Source organism: Flagellimonas sp. 2504JD1-5 (genome assembly GCF_053618295.1).
In genome coordinates, this window is record NZ_JBSIOU010000002.1 from 411,897 (window position 1) to 429,955 (window position 18,059).

22 protein-coding genes are annotated in these 18,059 nt (G+C 38.9%); 18 read left to right on the forward strand and 4 right to left on the reverse strand.

What is annotated here, in order from left to right:
* Positions 1-2 precede the first annotated feature (2 nt).
* The 15 genes from ACULLG_RS11300 to ACULLG_RS11370 all read left to right on the forward strand — a co-directional run bounded on the left by ACULLG_RS11300 (position 3) and on the right by ACULLG_RS11370 (position 12,780).
* Positions 3-815, forward strand: a complete 813-nt coding sequence (locus ACULLG_RS11300) for a prohibitin family protein (RefSeq protein ID WP_452126897.1) — start codon at positions 3-5, stop codon at positions 813-815.
* Between the two features lie 204 nt (positions 816-1,019).
* On the forward strand, positions 1,020-1,877 hold the full coding sequence (hisG, locus tag ACULLG_RS11305; RefSeq protein ID WP_452126898.1) for an ATP phosphoribosyltransferase: 858 nt from the start codon (positions 1,020-1,022) through the stop codon (positions 1,875-1,877).
* Positions 1,877-3,187: a histidinol dehydrogenase gene (gene hisD / locus ACULLG_RS11310; protein ID WP_452126899.1), complete on the forward strand. Its 1,311-nt coding sequence runs from the start codon at positions 1,877-1,879 to the stop codon at positions 3,185-3,187. Before hisG ends, hisD begins: the two co-directional genes overlap by 1 nt.
* 14 nt (positions 3,188-3,201) lie before the next feature.
* The gene (gene hisC / locus ACULLG_RS11315; protein WP_452126900.1) at positions 3,202-4,248 is read left to right on the forward strand and encodes a histidinol-phosphate transaminase; all 1,047 of its coding nucleotides are present in this window, start codon (positions 3,202-3,204) and stop codon (positions 4,246-4,248) included.
* Complete coding sequence (hisB, locus tag ACULLG_RS11320) at positions 4,248-5,384, forward strand: bifunctional histidinol-phosphatase/imidazoleglycerol-phosphate dehydratase HisB (RefSeq protein WP_452126901.1); 1,137 nt, start codon at positions 4,248-4,250, stop codon at positions 5,382-5,384. Before hisC ends, hisB begins: the two co-directional genes overlap by 1 nt.
* 30 nt (positions 5,385-5,414) lie before the next feature.
* Positions 5,415-5,768, forward strand: a complete 354-nt coding sequence (locus ACULLG_RS11325) for a four helix bundle protein (protein WP_452126902.1) — start codon at positions 5,415-5,417, stop codon at positions 5,766-5,768.
* Positions 5,769-5,813: 45 nt separating this feature from the next.
* On the forward strand, positions 5,814-6,398 hold the full coding sequence (gene hisH, locus ACULLG_RS11330; RefSeq protein WP_452126903.1) for an imidazole glycerol phosphate synthase subunit HisH: 585 nt from the start codon (positions 5,814-5,816) through the stop codon (positions 6,396-6,398).
* Between the two features lies 1 nt (position 6,399).
* Positions 6,400-6,819 carry a GNAT family N-acetyltransferase gene (locus tag ACULLG_RS11335; RefSeq protein ID WP_452126904.1) on the forward strand — a complete coding sequence of 140 codons (420 nt, stop codon included), beginning with the start codon at positions 6,400-6,402 and terminating at the stop codon, positions 6,817-6,819.
* Positions 6,819-7,604, forward strand: coding sequence for a 1-(5-phosphoribosyl)-5-[(5-phosphoribosylamino)methylideneamino]imidazole-4-carboxamide isomerase (locus ACULLG_RS11340; RefSeq protein WP_452126905.1), 786 nt, complete (start codon positions 6,819-6,821; stop codon positions 7,602-7,604). The genes ACULLG_RS11335 and ACULLG_RS11340 overlap by 1 nt, the downstream gene beginning before the upstream one ends.
* Positions 7,591-8,109, forward strand: coding sequence for a DinB family protein (locus ACULLG_RS11345; RefSeq protein WP_452126906.1), 519 nt, complete (start codon positions 7,591-7,593; stop codon positions 8,107-8,109). Before ACULLG_RS11340 ends, ACULLG_RS11345 begins: the two co-directional genes overlap by 14 nt.
* 39 nt (positions 8,110-8,148) lie before the next feature.
* The gene (locus tag ACULLG_RS11350) at positions 8,149-8,517 is read left to right on the forward strand and encodes a four helix bundle protein (protein WP_452126907.1); all 369 of its coding nucleotides are present in this window, start codon (positions 8,149-8,151) and stop codon (positions 8,515-8,517) included.
* A 23-nt stretch (positions 8,518-8,540) separates the two neighbouring features.
* Positions 8,541-9,296 carry an imidazole glycerol phosphate synthase subunit HisF gene (hisF, locus tag ACULLG_RS11355; protein ID WP_452126908.1) on the forward strand — a complete coding sequence of 252 codons (756 nt, stop codon included), beginning with the start codon at positions 8,541-8,543 and terminating at the stop codon, positions 9,294-9,296.
* A 75-nt stretch (positions 9,297-9,371) separates the two neighbouring features.
* Positions 9,372-9,971, forward strand: coding sequence for a bifunctional phosphoribosyl-AMP cyclohydrolase/phosphoribosyl-ATP diphosphatase HisIE (gene hisIE, locus ACULLG_RS11360; protein ID WP_452126909.1), 600 nt, complete (start codon positions 9,372-9,374; stop codon positions 9,969-9,971).
* Between the two features lie 138 nt (positions 9,972-10,109).
* Positions 10,110-11,270 (forward strand): vWA domain-containing protein, encoded by a 1,161-nt coding sequence (locus tag ACULLG_RS11365; protein WP_452126910.1) that lies wholly within the window; start codon positions 10,110-10,112, stop codon positions 11,268-11,270.
* A gap of 46 nt (positions 11,271-11,316) precedes the next feature.
* Positions 11,317-12,780, forward strand: a complete 1,464-nt coding sequence (locus tag ACULLG_RS11370) for a magnesium chelatase (protein ID WP_452126911.1) — start codon at positions 11,317-11,319, stop codon at positions 12,778-12,780.
* Between the two features lie 5 nt (positions 12,781-12,785).
* Here the strand turns inward: ACULLG_RS11370 and ACULLG_RS11375 are convergent, their stop codons facing one another.
* Positions 12,786-13,268 (reverse strand): hypothetical protein, encoded by a 483-nt coding sequence (locus ACULLG_RS11375; RefSeq protein ID WP_452126912.1) that lies wholly within the window; start codon positions 13,266-13,268, stop codon positions 12,786-12,788.
* 213 nt (positions 13,269-13,481) lie between these two features.
* Here ACULLG_RS11375 and ACULLG_RS11380 point away from each other — a divergent pair, with 213 nt between their 5' ends.
* The gene (locus tag ACULLG_RS11380; protein WP_452126913.1) at positions 13,482-14,357 is read left to right on the forward strand and encodes an alpha/beta hydrolase; all 876 of its coding nucleotides are present in this window, start codon (positions 13,482-13,484) and stop codon (positions 14,355-14,357) included.
* Positions 14,344-15,141: an alpha/beta hydrolase gene (locus ACULLG_RS11385; protein ID WP_452126914.1), complete on the forward strand. Its 798-nt coding sequence runs from the start codon at positions 14,344-14,346 to the stop codon at positions 15,139-15,141. The genes ACULLG_RS11380 and ACULLG_RS11385 overlap by 14 nt, the downstream gene beginning before the upstream one ends.
* Here the strand turns inward: ACULLG_RS11385 and cysM are convergent, their stop codons facing one another.
* Positions 15,142-16,026, reverse strand: a complete 885-nt coding sequence (gene cysM / locus ACULLG_RS11390; RefSeq protein ID WP_452126915.1) for a cysteine synthase CysM — start codon at positions 16,024-16,026, stop codon at positions 15,142-15,144. It abuts the gene before it with no gap.
* Positions 16,019-16,810 carry a serine O-acetyltransferase EpsC gene (epsC, locus tag ACULLG_RS11395; RefSeq protein WP_420322513.1) on the reverse strand — a complete coding sequence of 264 codons (792 nt, stop codon included), beginning with the start codon at positions 16,808-16,810 and terminating at the stop codon, positions 16,019-16,021. Before epsC ends, cysM begins: the two co-directional genes overlap by 8 nt.
* 93 nt (positions 16,811-16,903) lie before the next feature.
* Between epsC and ACULLG_RS11400 the strand changes: the two genes are divergently transcribed.
* Entirely contained in the window at positions 16,904-17,584 is a 681-nt protein-coding gene (locus ACULLG_RS11400; protein WP_452126916.1) for a DUF2461 domain-containing protein, read from the forward strand.
* Here the strand turns inward: ACULLG_RS11400 and ACULLG_RS11405 are convergent.
* Positions 17,573-17,983, reverse strand: coding sequence for a glyoxalase (locus ACULLG_RS11405; protein ID WP_452126917.1), 411 nt, complete (start codon positions 17,981-17,983; stop codon positions 17,573-17,575). The two genes, ACULLG_RS11400 and ACULLG_RS11405, sit on opposite strands and share 12 nt — an antisense overlap.
* Between the last annotated feature and the right edge of the window lie 76 nt (positions 17,984-18,059).

Sequence of the window (18,059 nt, forward strand, 5' to 3'; positions counted from 1 at the left end):
TGATGGATAGATTACCTAGAATTGCATTGCCCGCAGTTTTTATTGCAATAATTTTAATCATTTTGGTGGCCAAAACAATTGTACGAATTGGCCCCGGTGAAGGAGGGGTTTTGTTTAGACCTGCAGCTGGAGGAGTTGTTACCGACCAAACCTACGGTGAGGGATGGCATATTGTCGCGCCTTGGAATGATATGTTGATACATAAAGTACGGCAACAGTCAATTTCAGATGAAATGAATGTACTTTCGGTAGACGGACTTCAAGTGTCTGTTAACGGGACCATTTGGTTTGAGCCAGAATATGAGAACCTTGGAAATTTGATAAAAACCAAAGGACAGGATTTTGTTGTGGAACTACTTGATCCAGCAATCAACTCAGCAGCAAGGAGCGTTGTGGGTAGGTACACTCCGGAACAATTGTATTCCAGCAAGCGTGACGCTATTGAGCAAGAAATCCTTGTGGAAGTGAGAAAAGAATTGGAAGGTCAATTCGTAAATGTTAAGCGAATACTGGTTGAAGATGTAAAACTACCAACTACAATCAAGGACGCTATAGAAAATAAATTAAAGCAAGAACAAGAATCCTTGGAATACCAATTTAGACTGGAAATAGCAGCCAAAGAAGCCGATAGACAAAGAATAGAAGCCCAAGGTAAAGCTGATGCCAATAGAATATTGAGTGCGTCCTTGACGGACAAAATTCTTCAAGACAAAGGAATTGAGGCCACTTTGAAGCTTTCAGAATCGCCAAATTCGAAGGTCGTTGTTGTAGGATCTAGCGGAGATGGACTCCCTTTGATTTTAGGAAATAACTAAATTGTGTTTTTTTGATATAAAAATATATTCTACTTTTGAAGTCGAAATGAAAAACAGAAACACACATCATCACCATTTTTATACTTGCCCTCAAGCGAGATAGAAATGTATTGTTGTTTGTAAAACATATTCTAACCCGTTTGAGAAATCAAACGGGTTTTGTTTTTAATGCCGTTTGGTTTCCAAACAAAATTTAAAAGTAAGATGACAAAGATTCGTATTGCAGTTCAAAAAAGCGGACGTTTAAACGAAGATTCCCTGAAAATGCTAAAGGACTGCGGCATATCCATAGATAACGGTAAGGATCAGTTAAAAGCTACAGCGCGAAACTTCCCACTTGAGGTGTTTTATTTACGAAATGGTGACATACCACAATACTTAAAGGATGGAGTGGTGGATATTGCCATTATTGGAGAGAATGTTCTAATCGAAAAAGGAAACGATATCTCAATTGTTGAAAGATTGAATTTTTCCAAATGCAAGGTTTCTCTTGCCATTCCAAAGGCAATAGCATACAATTCTGTTAAAGACTTTGAAGGTAAAAGAATAGCGACCTCGTATCCCAATACGGTTAAAGAATATTTCAAAAAGAAAGGAGTAAACGCTGACCTGCACATTATTAATGGATCGGTTGAGATTGCTCCAAATATAGGTTTGGCCGATGGTATTTGTGATATTGTTTCCAGTGGAAGCACGTTGTTCAAGAACAATCTAAAAGAAGTTGAAGTCATATTGAAAAGTGAGGCAGTACTTGCAGTATCCCCAAAAATATCGGAAGAGCGAAAAGAAATTTTAGAAAAATTAAAGTTTCGTATCAAATCGGTATTACAAGCAAGACAGAATAAATATGTCTTGCTCAACGCTCCCAATGAAAAATTAGATGATATCATTTCCTTACTTCCGGGAATGAGAAGTCCCACTGTGCTTCCATTGGCAGAAGAAGGTTGGAGTTCGGTGCATACAGTAATCAATAGGGATACCTTTTGGGAAGTGATTGATGAGCTGAAACAAGCAGGGGCGGAGGGAATTTTAGTATGTCCAATCGAAAAAATGGTACTGTAATGCAGCGCATCAACTATCCAAAGCAAGAAAACTGGGATAAACTCCTAAAGCGTCCTACACAAACCCTTGCTGACATTGAAGAAATTGTTAGTTCAATTTTTTTGGAAGTAAGAACGGAAGGAGATGCCGCTGTTGCCAACTACACCGAAAAATTTGATCAAGTCAAGCTCGGTTCTTTTTCGGTTTCCCTGGAGGAATTGGAAAATGCAGTGCAAAAAGTATCGGCAGATTTAAAACAGGCCATTACTTTGGCCAAAAACAATGTTGAAAAGTTTCATGCGGCCCAAAAAACGAAAAGGGTCGAGGTTGAAACAATGCCCGGTGTTCTGTGCTGGCAAGAAAAAAGGGCCATTCAAAAAGTGGGGCTGTACATTCCGGGAGGAACCGCTCCCTTATTTTCGACTATTTTAATGTTGGCAATTCCCGCAAAACTCGCCGGCTGCCAAGAAATCATTCTCTGCACTCCCCCCGATAACAACGGGGAAATAAATCCTGCTATTTTGTATACAGCTCAACTTTGCGGCGTTACCCAAATATTCAAAGTTGGAGGCATTCAGGCCATTGCAGCAATGACTTTTGGAACGAAGACTATCCCAAGCGTTTATAAAATTTTTGGTCCAGGAAATCAATATGTGACCATTGCCAAGCAATTGGCAACAAAACATGGTGTTGCTATTGATATGCCTGCAGGCCCAAGCGAACTGTTGGTTGTTGCTGATAATTCTGCAGTACCGTCTTTTGTAGCTTCAGACTTACTGAGCCAGGCGGAACATGGCACGGACAGTCAGGTTATTTTGGTCTCCACCTCTGAAAACTTGCTTAACACCGTGGAACAGGAAATCAAGGACCAAATAGCAGTACTTCCCCGTAAAGCGATTGCAGAAAAAGCAATTGCGAATAGTAAGTTGATTTTGGTTGAAAATGAAAAGATTGCGGTTGATTTGATTAATGCTTATGGCCCAGAGCATTATATCATCTGTATGGAAAACGTAGAATTTTTCATAGATAATATCCAAAACGCAGGCTCTGTATTTATCGGAAATTACACCCCGGAAAGTGCCGGAGATTATGCTTCTGGAACCAATCATACATTACCTACAAATGGTTTTGCCAAACAATATAGTGGTGTGAATCTGGACAGTTTTATGAAAAGTATGACCTTTCAGAAAATCTCCACGATAGGAATTCAAAATATAGGCAGCGCTGTGGAGTTAATGGCAGAGGCAGAAGGTTTACAGGCACATAAAAATGCAATGACTTTACGATTAAAAAGTATAGAAGAGAATCAAATAGCAGATGGAGCAATATAGAGACTTAAAAAAGGATGAAGGATTTTGATTTAGACATATTGGTTCGGGAAACGGTCAAAGACCTAAAACCATATTCTTCAGCAAGGGACGAATACGTATCCGATGGATCCAAAATGATTTTTTTGGATGCCAATGAAAATCCTTTTGAAAATGGGGTCAACCGATATCCCGACCCTCAGCAAAGAAGTTTAAAGGCGGTGTTGGCCAAACAAAAAGGTGTTTTAGAGGAGAACATCTTATTGGGAAATGGAAGCGATGAAGTGCTGGATCTTATTTTTAGGGCCTTCTGTGAGCCAAACCAAGATAACATTATAACAATGCCTCCGACTTATGGGATGTACAAAGTACTATCAGGTATTAATGCTGTGGAAAATAGAGAAGTGCTATTGACCCCTGATTTTGAGTTGGATGTTACTACCATCATAAAAAATACGAATGACGGCACGAAACTCATGTTCGTCTGTTCTCCTAACAATCCTACCGGAAATGCCTTTTCAAGAAGCGAGATTGAAAAATTGTTAAATTCATTTAACGGCTTGGTAATAATCGATGAAGCTTATATTGACTTTTCTGATAATGAAAGTTGGGTGGCTTCTCTATCAAAGCATCCAAATTTGATAGTTACACAAACACTTTCCAAAGCTTATGGGATGGCGGGAATTCGTTTAGGCATTTGTTACGCCTCCAAAGAAGTGATAGCAATCTTGAATAAAATAAAACCGCCGTACAACTTGAACCAATTGACTCAAGATAGGGCTCTGGATAGGGTGGTGGCTCCAACAGTGGTTTTGGGAGAAGTGGATAGAATTTTGAAGGAGCGTGATGCACTCATTCAAATTCTAAATACACTTGATTTTGTTGAAAAAGTCTATCCGAGTGATGCCAATTTTGTATTGGCCAAAGTTGACAATGCTGATAAACGTTATGATGAGCTATTGAAGGCACATATTGTGGTCAGAAATCGAAGCAATCAACCTCGATGTGAAAACACACTGCGCTTCACGGTAGGTACTTCGGAAGAAAATGAAAAATTGATTACTATTTTAAAAGAATTGGAATAATGGGCAAAAGGGTACTCTTTATAGACCGGGACGGAACAATTATCAAAGAACCAGCCGATGAACAGATAGATTCCTTCGAAAAATTGGAATTCTACCCAAAAGCGTTCACTTTTTTAGGTAAAATAGCCAAAGAATTGGACTTCGAACTCGTTATGATTACCAACCAAGATGGTCTGGGAACTGCTGTATACCCAGAAGATACCTTTTGGCCGGTACATAACTTCGTATTGAAATCCTTTGAAAACGAGGGGGTTACTTTTGATAAGGTGCTTATTGACAAAACCTTTCCCAAAGACAACGCAGATACCCGTAAACCGGGAACAGGGATGCTCACAGATTACTTTTCCGAGGCATATGACCTATCCGGTTCCTTTGTTATTGGAGATAGGCTGACCGATGTGGAACTAGCAAAGAATCTTGGAGCAAAAGGGATTTTTATCAATGATAAAACAGAATTGGGAACCAACGAGATTACTGTAAAACAGGACGAATTGAGCAATTTTATTGCTTTAGAGAGCAATGATTGGGAAAAAATATATGAGTTTTTAAAATTGGAATCTAGGGTTTCGCAAATTTCTAGGAAAACCAATGAGACGGATATCAAAATCAATTTGAATCTTGACGGAACGGGTAAGAGTAATATCGATACAGGCTTATCATTTTTTGATCATATGCTAGATCAGCTTGCAAGACATGGTCAGATGGATTTGGAAATAAAAGTAGATGGAGACCTTCATGTTGATGAGCACCATACCATTGAAGATACCGCTATAGCGTTAGGAGAGGTGTTCTCGAAAGCTTTGGGCAATAAATTGGGAATGGAACGATATGGTTTTAGCTTACCCATGGATGATTGTCTAGCTCAGGTAGCTATCGATTTTGGAGGTCGGAATTGGCTGGTTTGGGATGCCGATTTCAAACGTGAAAAAGTAGGGGATATGCCGACGGAGATGTTTTTGCATTTTTTTAAATCCTTTTCAGACGGAGCAAAAGCCAATTTAAATATACAAGCAGAAGGTATAAATGAGCATCATAAGATTGAAGCCATTTTTAAGGCATTTGCAAAATCCATAAAAATGGCCGTGAAGCGCGACCCAGAAAAAATGGTATTACCATCAACCAAAGGAATGATTTGAAGTGCAAAGTAAAAGGTTAAAAATACAAGGATGCAGGATTTGATTACAAGGACTAAAAAATTTGCCGTTGGTTGTTTTCGATTTTGTAAAACTGTTCCCAGATCAAGAGAACTTGATGCCTGGGTAAGGCAATTAATTCGTTCTTCAAGCTCCGTAGGCGCTAATTATGGAGCTTCACAGCGGGCAAAGAGCACTGCTGATTTTATAAATAAGCTAAAAATAGTTGAAGAAGAAGTGGATGAATCAGCATATTGGCTAGAACTTTTTATGGAGGTGGACAAAAATGACCTTAATGCTGTTGAAAGTTTACATAAGGAAGCAAAGGAACTACTGGCGATTATTGTTGCGTCAATAAAAACAGCAAGAAAAAACAGGGACAAATAAAATTTTCACTTTGTGTTTCGTACTTCTAACTTTTAACCTTTTTTCATGAAAATAGTAATAATAGATTACGGTGCGGGAAATATTCAAAGCATCAAATTTGCCATAAAGCGTTTGGGATACGAAGCCGTGTTGACTGACAAGGTTGAAGAAATTCAAAATGCCGATAAAGTTATATTTCCAGGCGTTGGCGAAGCCAGTTCAGCAATGAAAAAGCTTAAGGTCAGCGGGTTGGACAAACTTATCCCGAAATTGAAACAACCTGTGTTGGGCATCTGTTTGGGTATGCAATTAATGTGCAATTCTTCTGAAGAGGGAAATACAGAAGGACTTGGTATTTTTGATTTGGAAGTGGTACGGTTTCCAAATACGGTTAAAGCGCCACAGATAGGATGGAATCAGATAGAAGGATTAAAATCGGACCTTTTCGGAGAAGTGCAGGATAAGGCCCATATCTATTTGGTTCATAGCTATTATGCTCCTGAAGGAGAAGATACGATCGCAACAAGTGAATATGCTTTACCCTACAGTGCGGCTTTGCAAAAGGATAACTATTACGGCACACAATTCCATCCAGAGAAAAGCGGAAGCGTGGGGGAGAAAATTTTACAGAACTTTCTAGAGAAGATTTGATATGGATTTTTATATCTCAGATAACAAGAACATATTGGATGTACAAAGAGTACATGAGGAAGTCAAGGATTCCTATTGGGGAAATTATAGGACCAAAGAAATGACACTGAAAACAATTGAAAACTCTATGTGTTTTGGAGTGTATACAGAGAATGAAGGTCAAATCGGCTTTGCCAGGGTACTCACTGACAAGGTTGTCTTTGCATATATAATGGACGTCATCATTTTTGATCCTTTTAAAGGTAAAGGACTCGGTAAAAAATTTATGCAGCATATTCTGGAGCATCCCGAGATTAAACAAGTACATACTGTTGCTTTGAAAACAAAAGATGCCCATGGGCTTTATGAAGCATTCGGTTTCCAAAAAGTTGGGAATTCTGAAATGTGGATGGCAAGAGACACAGCAAAATACAATAGCTAATGAGAATTATACCGGCAATAGATATCATTGATGGTAAATGTGTGCGATTGTCCAAAGGGGATTATGATACCAAAAAGGTATATAATGAGAATCCTTTGGAAGTGGCCAAACAATTCGAAGACCATGGAATCCAATACCTGCATTTAGTGGATTTGGATGGTGCAAAGTCCAAACATATAGTCAATCACCAGATACTGGAGACGATTGCTGCCAAAACCAATCTAAAGATTGATTTTGGTGGAGGATTAAAAACAGATGAAGATTTGCATATTGCTTTTGAAAGTGGGGCAAGTCAAATAACAGGTGGAAGTATTGCGGTAAAGGATAAGGATACATTTTTGGGCTGGTTAAATACATATGGTGCCGAAAAAATCATTTTGGGTGCGGATGCAAAGGAAGAAAAAGTCGCCGTTTCAGGATGGCTGGAAGAATCGGACAAAGCCTTGGTTCCGTTCATAGAATCTTTTCAAAAAAAAGGAATTAAATACGTGATTTGTACCGATATCAGTAAGGATGGAATGCTGGAAGGGCCTTCATTTCAATTGTATGAAAAGATATTGCACAAGACCAAAAAAACAGAAACTTTGGTCACAGGAAGTGGTGTAGAGGATAGGGAAGTTTTAGGAATCAACTTAATTGCCAGTGGAGGCATATCCAGTTTTGATGAACTTCCCAAATTGGCTGAATTGGGTTGTGAGGGAACCATAATTGGTAAGGCAATCTATGAGAATAGAATCGATTTAAAGCAACTGGAAAATTATATTTTGGAAAATGGGCAGGGATAACACTTTTAAGGACGAATTTATTCAAAACGCCAACTATCGTATGGACGAGAGTTTACGAATGGTTAAAATATGTTTGGACAAATTGGATGAAACATCGATTTGGAAAAAACCAAATGCATCTTCCAACAGTATCGGAAACCTGATTTTACACTTATGCGGAAATATTACCCAATATGGCATTGCGTCGCTCCAAGGTTTGGAAGACAATAGAAATCGGGATAAAGAATTTGAAACCCTTTCGGGATATTCTAAACAGGAACTTTTTCAAAAACTCTCAGAAACTGTTGAGAAAGCGAAGCAAAGTTTTTCCAATACCTCTGAACCGGAGTTAATTCGGAAAAGAGCAGTCCAGGGGTTTGAATTTTCGGGAATTGGTAACATCATCCACGTAGTAGAACATTTTTCCTATCACACAGGTCAAATTACCCTTTGGACGAAATTGCTGAATAACGGAGATTTAGGGTTTTATAGTGGTATAGACCTTAATGCCAAAAATAAAAACTGATAAGTTAGAAGTACAAGATTAAAAGTACGAAGTATTATCATGCAAGATTTAAAGTTAAGAACTAAAGCATTTGCAATTTCATCTTGGGGCCTTTGTGCAAAGTTTCCAAAAACAAGAGAGTTTTCTAATTATGTGAACCAATTGTTGAGGAGTTCCAGTTCTGTTGGTGCGAACTACAGAGCTTCTCAACGGGCAAAATCCACGGCGGACTTCATCAATAAACTAAAAATTGTTGAGGAGGAAATAGATGAATCCGCTTATTGGTTGGAAATATTTCTTGAGATATCAGACATGAACCACACTCAGATAAAGGAACTGCATAAAGAGGCCAACGAAATTCTGGCAATAATCGTGGCATCTATCAATACAGCAAGAAAAAATCAAAAATCCAAAACTTCTAACCTCTAACTTCATATATCTAATTATAACTTATGCTTACAAAACGAATCATACCCTGCCTCGATATCAAAAACGGAAGAACCGTCAAAGGAGTCAACTTTGTTGACTTACGTGATGCTGGAGACCCTGTTGAATTAGCAGAAATATATGCCCGTGAAGGCGCAGATGAATTGGTTTTTTTGGACATTTCCGCAACTGAGGAAAGAAGGAAGACCTTAGCTGATTTAGTTTATCACGTTGCCGAGAAGGTGAACATTCCGTTTACGGTAGGTGGTGGGATTTCCTCTGTGGAAGATGTGGATGTTCTATTGAAAAACGGCGCCGACAAGGTTTCTATCAACTCCTCTGCGGTTAAAAGACCTGAATTGATTAATGAATTGGTGGCCAAGTTTGGTTCTCAATGCATTGTAGTAGCCATCGACGCAAAGGAAATAGATGGTGATTGGAAGGTACATCTGGTGGGAGGAAAGGTTCCAACCGAAATTGATCTTTTTAAATGGGCCAAAGAAGTCGAGGAAAGAGGTGCAGGGGAAATTTTGTTTACCTCAATGGACCATGACGGCACTAAAAATGGGTTTGCCAATCAAGCTTTGGCAAGATTATCAACTGAACTCAATATTCCAATAATTGCATCGGGTGGAGCAGGTAAAGTGTCCCATTTTACGGATACCTTTACTGATGGAAAGGCTGATGCAGCACTGGCAGCCAGTATTTTCCACTTTAAAGAGATAGAAATAAAAGATTTAAAAGAAGAATTAAAAAAAGACGGAATCCCCGTCAGATTATAATAAAATTGTCATTTCGAGCGCTGTCGAGAAATCTTTACCTTTCGACTTCACTCCAGGTGACCAAAGATTTCTAGTATGCAAATAGACTTCAATAAGAACCAAGATGGCCTCGTACCAGCAATTGTTCAAGATGCGAAAACAAAAAATGTCTTGATGCTTGGCTACATGAATCAAGAAGCGTTCGATGCTACGCAGCAAACCAAAAAGGTCACTTTTTACAGTCGCAGCAAGCAACGTTTATGGACCAAAGGTGAGGAAAGTGGAAATTTTTTGGAATTAATCGACATTAAAAAGGATTGTGATAATGATGCCCTGTTAGTTTTTGTCAATCCAATTGGGCCCACCTGTCACAAGGGAACAGATACCTGTTGGGGTGAAGCCAACAATCAAGAATATGGGTTTTTATCGCAATTGGAGCGAATCATAACTTCAAGAAAAAATGATGTGGATAATCCGGACAGTTATGTGGCTTCATTGTTTAGAAAGGGAATGAACAAAATAGCACAAAAGGTTGGTGAAGAGGCTGTGGAGACCGTCATTGAAGCAAAAGATTCCAACAACGAGCTCTTTCTTAATGAAAGTGCCGATTTACTTTTCCATTATCTTATTCTTTTGCAGGCCAAAGGTTTTCAATTGGAGGATATCGTGAAAACGCTGAAAAGTCGACATAAATAAACAGTTAGCAGTTTGCCCACCTTGAAACATTATCGATTTGGTGGAAATTCATGAAATCTCTATCAACTCGATTTTACTACAAGTTAAGGTTTGTTTAAAACGAATTTCCATAAAAAGGAAATAGCTTAACTTTATGTAATGGCTATGAACACAAGAAAAGGGTTTCGTTTCACTACGTACGAAGCGCCTGATCAAACCCCTTTTGAAAAACTCTTTGAGATTTTCCAAGAACTCATTACCCACACTTCTGGTGATGTTGAGGAGGCTTTGGATTGGCTTAGAGAACTGGATAAAGAATACGAACTTACCGACGAGAACTACACCATCGATGATTTTATTGAAGATTTAAAGGCCAAAGGTTTTATCCGTGAAGAATTTGACACCGATGGGCAACAAGGTGAAGGTGAAGATGGGGAGGGGCAAGATGGGAGCGGAGGCAATCTGTCTATAACAGCGAAACTGGAACGAATGCTTAGGCAGCGGGCACTGGACCAAATTTTTGGGAAATTAAAACGTAGTGGAGCCGGAAACCACAAAACGGGGAAGTCGGGTAGAGGGGATGAGCATACCGGTGAGTTTCGGGAATATCGTTTTGGAGATGCTTTGGAGCATATCTCTATGACCGAAAGCCTGAAGAATGCGCAAATCAACCATGGAATTGGAAATTTTTCTTTGAGCGAGGAAGATTTGGTGGTTGAGGACACCCAGTACAAAGCCCAAATGAGCACGGTATTGATGATTGACATCAGCCATAGTATGATATTGTATGGTGAAGACCGAATCACTCCGGCTAAAAAAGTGGCCATGGCATTGGCCGAACTCATAACCACTAGATATCCGAAGGATACTTTGGACATATTGGTCTTCGGAAACGATGCATGGCCCATTCTGATAAAGGATTTGCCTTATTTAAAGGTAGGTCCATATCACACCAATACTGTTGCCGGTCTGCAGCTGGCTATGGATATGTTACGTAGAAAGCGAAATACCAACAAGCAAATTTTCATGATTACCGACGGAAAACCTTCTTGTTTACGACTACCAAATGGCGATTATTACAAAAATAGTGTTGGCCTAGATGATTATATTGTTGAAAAATGTTATGCCATGGCCCAGCAGGCCAGAAAATTGCATATACCCATCACCACTTTTATGATCGCACAAGACCCCTATTTAATGCAATTTGTTAGGGAATTTACCCAAGCAAACAAGGGAAAGGCCTTTTACACTGGTTTAAAGGGTTTAGGTGAAATGATTTTTGAAGATTACGAACAAAATAGAAGAAAACGAATCAAATAATTTGCACTATTATTGAAATTCGTGACAAAATAAGCCATTAGTTAAAATGAATCATACCAACATAAAAAATCTGGGAGAATTAAAAGCCGCTGGTTATACAAGTAGGAGCATCAAAGATGAACTTCGGGCGAATCTACTAGAAAAACTTTCTAAGGGAGAAGAAACCTTTCCAGGGGTTTGGGGATATGAAAATTCGGTCATTCCAGAATTGGAAAGAGCAATACTTTCACGTCATAACATCAATCTTTTGGGATTACGTGGCCAGGCCAAAACACGATTGGCCCGGTTGATGGTTCAATTGTTGGATGAGTGGATTCCAGTTATCGAGGGTTCTGAAGTACATGATGACCCCTTCCAGCCGATATCGCGATACGCCACTGAGCTAATTAAAGAGAAAGGTGATGCAACGACGATCAACTGGATACATCGTGAGGAACGATTTTATGAAAAACTGGCAACTCCAGATGTCACCGTAGCCGATTTGATTGGAGATGTAGATCCCATTAAAGCCGCAAATCTTAAACTTTCGTACGCCGATGACCGAGTTATTCACTTTGGAATGATTCCACGGGCAAACCGCTGTATTTTTGTGATTAATGAACTTCCAGACCTTCAAGCAAGAATTCAAGTAGCTTTATTTAATATACTGCAAGAAGGAGATATACAGATTCGAGGTTTTAAATTGAGATTACCTCTGGACCTACAGTTTGTTTTTACCGCCAATCCCGAGGATTATACCAATCGAGGTAGTATTGTTACCCCACTCAAAGATAGAATAGGGTCGCAAATATTGACTCATTATCCAGAGGACATCGCAATGGCCAAAAAAATTACACGGCAAGAAGCGGTGCTTGATAAAAGGCAATCCGACGCAGTTTATGTACCTGAAATTGCCCTGGATGTTCTGGAACAAATAAGTTTTGAAGCAAGAAACAGTGAATATGTGGATGCAAAAAGCGGGGTAAGCGCAAGAATGAGTATCACGGCATTTGAAAATCTATTGAGCACCGCAGAGCGACGAATCATTATGTCAGGAGATAAAAAAACAACCGTTCGGCTTTCCGATTTTATGGGTGTAATTCCATCCATCACTGGAAAAATAGAATTGGTATATGAAGGTGAGCAAGAGGGGGCAGGTTCCGTTGCTGAGAATCTGGTCGAGGAAGCGATAAAGTCGTTGTTTTCTGATTATTTCCCAAAAATTGACAAACTGCAACGTAAGGATGCAATTACCGAATATGATGATTTGATCAATTGGTTTTTTGAGGGACAGGGATTTGAACTTCTTGATGAGGATACGGACAAGCAATACCGCAATAAATTGGATTCCATTTCACCTTTAAGTGAGCTTTTAAAGGATAATCAACCGGATATTCCTAAAGAAGATTCATATTTTATGAAAGAACTTTTACTCTGGGGACTGGTTGCCCATAAAAAATTGAGTAAGCACAGATTTGTAAAAGGGGTTCTTTTTAAAGATCTATATGGAAGTTATATAAGAGACCTCTAGTACACCTATTGCCAAACATTAAGGTTGCTGTTGCAATCATCAAACTTGTAAAGTCCTATCAGTTTTTTTCTATACCAAAAAGATAGTATTGTCATTGCGGTAAGCAATATATACAGTGAAAGAACAAGAATGCTAATAGGCCTAAATGTTGTAGGCAATACATGTTCCTGAAATTGGGAATAGGAACTCACCACCATTGCACTGTCATAGATTTTAAAAATGTAAACAATCAAAATGGCGTATAAAGTGTACTCCAAATTACGCATTTTAGGATCGGGAAGTTCGCCTTCCCTAATTTTAAACCAAATTACATATAGGTAAAGAAAATGGATGATTCCCAAAACAGGGATGATGAAATTATCGGGTTTCAGAAAATAAAATCGGTTTGTGTAGATGCCATAAAAATTTAGGACAATCAGCACAAGCAAAGAGAAAAATATGATCAAATTGACATTCTTCCAACTGAATATTTTACCAAGTATGCCCATTATTTAAAGATTTGGATTTAATTCTGATGTAAAGAAAAAGATTACATCTTACGTGATTGAAATATTTCGATGTAGCGAAGGCTATCATAGATTATTGGAATGGAGTTGGAAATTTCAGCTATTTTATCACCTAAACAGATCCGATGTGCTTAAATATAAATCCCTTCTGAAGCTAAGTCCAATTTTTTCGTATTTTGTGTGAAACCTTTCGTTATGCAAGATTGGCTTCTAATAATTTTAATCATACTGGCCGTATATGTCTTCCTGAGTGTCTTGCTGTATGTTTTTCAAGATCTTTTTCTTTTTAAGCCAGAGAAACTGCCCAAGGATTTCCAATTTGCATATGCCAACCAAGAAATAGAAGAATATAATGTAGAGACTAGGGATGGTGCTGTTATTAATGGGGTTCGATTTAAATCAAAATCTCCTAAAGGAGTTGTTTTTTACCTAAAAGGAAATTCAAAAAGCATTAAAGGCTGGGGCAAATTTGCTGTGGACTTCACAAGACACGGATATGATGTTATTATGGTTGATTATCGCGGATTTGGCAAAAGCACGGGCCGGAGAACCCAAAAGGCTGTCAAAAGGGATATGCAGGTGATCTATAACAAAATCAAGGAGAATGTAACCGAAAAATATATTATTCTGTACGGACGTTCCCTTGGTTCCGGTTTCGCAACAAAATTGGCATCCATGAACAATCCAAGAATGTTGATTTTGGATGCACCATATTACAGTTTGAGCAAAGTCGCCAAGAAATTTATCCCATTTATGCCGTTGTCCCTACTGATTAAGTTTCCCATGCCAACATACAAATGGCTTAAATATGTGAATTGCCCCATTCATATTATTCACGGTACGGACGATAAACTTATTCCCTATAAAACTAGTGTGAAGTTATCGAAGATAAAACCCGAACTCACCAAGTTGTATACGGTAATAGGAGGGGGACATAAGAATTTGAACAATTTTGAATCTTATCATAAAATGTTATCCGACATCATTCATTCACGACCTCAAAAAGTAGATTTGGAAGGTTCCAGTATCAATGTTGTCCATACCTCAAAACGAGCCAATGCGAAAGCTTAAACGGATAGCCCTTTTCATTGCGGTTCTTTTTACCTTAATTATTGCCATGTTCTATTTGCTTCAAGAAAAACTTATTTTTTTACCCACAACACTTCCACAAAATTATAACTATGTCTTCGATGGAGATTTTAGTGAAATTTTTATCGATGCTCCGGATGGTGCTACCTTGAATGCATTGCAATTTCATGCCGAGAACCCTAAGGGTCTCATTCTATATTTTCATGGGAATGCAGGGGATTTATCCCGATGGGGGAAAATTGTTGAACCGTTTTCAGATTTGGGGTATGATGTTCTTATAATGGACTATCGAAAATATGGAAAAAGTAAGGGTAGATTGAGTGAAGATGCTTTGCATAAGGATGCTCAGTTGTTCTATGATCACGCACGGAAAAAATTTAAAGAGGATAAAATCATAGTTTTTGGTCGTTCCCTTGGAGCAAGTATTGCAACCAAAGTAGCCTCGAACAACAATCCACGAAAGCTTATTTTGGAAACCCCATTTTATAGTTTGATGGATGTTGCCAAAGACCGTTTTCCGTTTTTACCGTTGCGACATTTATTAAAATATAAGTTTGATTCATTTGATTTTATCCAAAACGTGGAATCACCCATACGAATCTTTCATGGTACTACGGATAATGTTGTTCCCTATGAATCCGGAAAAAAACTTTTTGACGCTATTCCGCATAGCGATAAAAAATTCTACACCATTAAAAATGGGGGTCATAATGATTTGGCCACCTTTGAATCGTATCAAAAGTCCATTCAAAAAGAACTGGAATAGCTACTCAAACAAATCTGACGATAAATACCTATCGCCCCGATCACAAACAATGGATACTATGGTACCGCTTTGCAAAGAATTGGCCAAACGTAATGCAATGGTTGCAGCTCCTCCGCTGCTTACCCCGGCAAAAATACCTTCCTCCTTGGCCAGTCGCAATGCCATTTCTTCTGCTTTGGCCTGACTGACCTCCATAACGGTATCCACTTTTTTCGGATTAAAGATTTTGGGCAAATATTCCTCAGGCCATTTACGAATACCAGGGATTCTGGAGTTATCGGTCGGTTGTACACCAACAATTTGGATGTCACCGTTTTGTTCTTTCAAATAAGTAGAAGTGCCCATAATGGTTCCGGTAGTACCCATACTTGATACAAAATGGGTTATTTCTCCCTGGGTATCTTGCCAGATTTCTGGCCCGGTTGTTTTATAATGTGCTTTCCAATTGTCATTATTGGCAAACTGATTCAACATCTGATAACCTTCATTTTGAACCTTGGCCTCCGCATAATCCCTAGCGCCCTCAATTCCAATATCGGAGGATGTCAAGGTAACTTTAGCTCCGTAGGCCCGCATGGTTTGTACCCTTTCTTTAGTGGAATTTTCAGGCATTACCAATTCAATATCCAATCCGTAGATTCCAGCAATCATTGCCAGAGCAATTCCCGTGTTCCCGCTGGTGGCTTCTATAAGTTTGGAATCGGTATTAAAATCACCTCGTTCCAATCCGCTTTTGATCATATTGTATGCCGGTCTGTCCTTTACACTACCACCGGGGTTATGCCCTTCCAACTTAAAGTATAGGTTTACATTGGGATTAGTGTTCAAAACTCGGGATTTTACCAAGGGCGTATTCCCGATAAGGTCCAGAATGTTTTTAGACATTGGTGGGAGTTTTTATTTTTATTTCGGGAGTATGGAATACCGTGGAATTGGCAGGTACGGAAGCGGTCAGCCACGCATTTCCACCTATGACCGAATTTTCGCCTATTACCGTTTCTCCCCCTAAGATTGTTGCATTTGCATAAATGGTCACATTGGACATAATTGTGGGATGCCTTTTGGTTTTCTGCAGATTCTTGGCAACATAGAGTGCACCTAAAGTAACCCCTTGATAAATTTTCACGTTATCATGTATCACAGCCGTTTCCCCGATAACCACACCCGTTGCATGGTCTATAAAGAATGATTTTCCAATTTGCGCTCCAGGATTGATATCAACACCTGTTTGTCGATGGGCATATTCTGTCATCAATCTGGGGACCAAAGGGAATCCTCTTATATAGAGTTCGTGGGCCAATCTATAAATGGCAATGGCGTAAAATCCGGGGTAGGCCATATAGATTTCTTGCATTGAAAGTGATGCTGGATCACAATTCAGAATGGCCTCCGCATCAAGGTTCAACTTTTCCAAGATTTCAGGAAGTTTGCCCACATAATTTTCCCAAACCTTGCTGCAAGGTCTTTTCAATTCCCAGCAGGCCAGATCTACCAGTTTATTGAATTTTTGTTCAAGAACATCCAAGTTTTCCGAAACCGGGGTGTTTACATCAAACAATGTATAAAACAACGTATTGGTGAATTCCTCTGTTTCTTGTTTTAACCTATAGTCTAAATAGGGTTGTTTTTTGTGTCTGTTCAGTTCTGAGATGATTTTTTCCTTATCCATATTCAAAATAAAGTTTAAAAATAGCCAAATCATTATCGCACGGTTAAAGAAATGGCTAACTTTAGCTTAAAAATAACACATCATCGTTGTACTGTGAATAATACCTTAATATCAAAAGAAACATTTGGCATTTTAAAGGAACTCGCCCAAAACAATAACAAGGAATGGTTCGAGAAAAACAAGCCCATTTTTAAACAACACGAGGCACATGTGAAGTCATTTTTTGCTTCGCTGCAAGAGCTTATGAACCTTCATGACGAGATTGAAAAGATGAAAATGTTCCGGATTTATCGTGATGTTCGTTTTTCTAAAGATAAAACACCCTATAAAACCCATTTTGCAGGTTCTTTTTCTAGAATGGGCTCCAGACTTCGCGGTGGGTACTATCTCCAGCTAAAACCTGGCGGGAGTTTTGCCGCAACGGGTTTTTGGGGACCGGAAAAAAAAGATTTGTTCCGTATTCGGAAGGAACTTGAAATGGATGCAACCGATTTTAGAAAGGTGATCAACGAAAAATCTTTTAAACAAATCTGGGGCGATTTAATTGGGGAAGAAGTGAAGAGTGCTCCAAAAGGGTTTGACAAGGAGCATCCCAATATTGATCTGATCAAGAAAAAGCAGTTTATTTTCGTTCGACACTTTTCAGATAGTGAAGTACATTCCAAAGATTTTATTGGGGAAGTGGACAAATCGTTCAAAGCCATTCGACCTTATTTCGATTTAATGAGCGATATATTGACCACGAATCTGAATGGTGAATCTTTATTGGACTAAGACTTCTGCCTCCAAAAGTTGGACCTGATCTTTTAGGCGCTCAATTACAATGTTCATCATTCGTTTGTTCAACGCAGATGAATTTTGGATATAGATTTGATATTCTTCCACCGTGAACTGCCCAATGATCATTCCCTTAAGGGAATTTCTGAATTTGATGTCCTTTTGGATTGAATTTTCAATGTATTCCAATCTTTTTTCCAACGATAGGTCGTAAAATGTGCCCTTATGCTTTCGGGTATAATTCTTAAAAACATCCAGGAGCAAGGGGTTTTGAAACTTGATTATGGGGCGCAGAGTTTGATTTTGAAACCGCTCATCGGAGCTCATATCATCATGCAAAAGACTTTGTTTAAGCTCAGGACGGATGCCCGTGAGGTAATTGGATCGTGAATCCATGGCCATAAGTTTCCCTTAAAGTTACATAATCAACATTCCGGCGCTAACAAAGGCGTTTTTAGTTTTTAACGATGTT